The 487-nt window shown below is 62.2% G+C and carries 1 protein-coding gene; it reads left to right on the plus strand.

Features of this window, described 5'->3' with window-relative positions:
* Window positions 1-303, plus strand: a 303-nt coding sequence (locus tag V2J85_RS40380; RefSeq protein WP_330824362.1) for an AAA family ATPase, incomplete at its 5' end; no start/stop codon positions are given.
* Window positions 304-487: the final 184 nt, after the last annotated feature.

Here is a 487-nt window from a genome sequence, read left to right on the forward strand (position 1 = left end):
GGCAAGAAGGTCAAGCGGCTCTCCCTGCTCTCGGGCGGTGAGCGGTCCCTGACGGCCGTGGCGCTGCTGGTCTCGATCTTCAAGGCCCGGCCGAGCCCCTTCTATGTGATGGACGAGGTCGAGGCCGCGCTCGACGACACCAACCTCCAGCGGCTGATCCGGATCATGGAGGAGCTCCAGGAGAGCTCCCAGCTGATCGTCATCACCCACCAGAAGCGGACGATGGAGGTCGCCGACGCGCTGTACGGCGTCTCCATGCAGGGTGACGGCGTGTCGAAGGTGATCAGCCAGCGGCTGCGCTGACCCCGGATCACGCAACGCCGACTTTTTACCGAATCATCAGATGGTCGACGCACCTTTTGTGCGGACCTGGGTACACGTCGCTGCGGCCCGCTGTTTGACTTCGATTCTTGAACACATAACCTCTGCAAAGTCGTTTTCACCTTCAAGTGGTGGCGGGCCGGATGTTGTGCCCCACTGAGAAGGC

This window comes from Streptomyces bugieae, from assembly GCF_036352915.1.
Lineage (GTDB): Bacteria > Actinomycetota > Actinomycetes > Streptomycetales > Streptomycetaceae > Streptomyces > Streptomyces endophytica.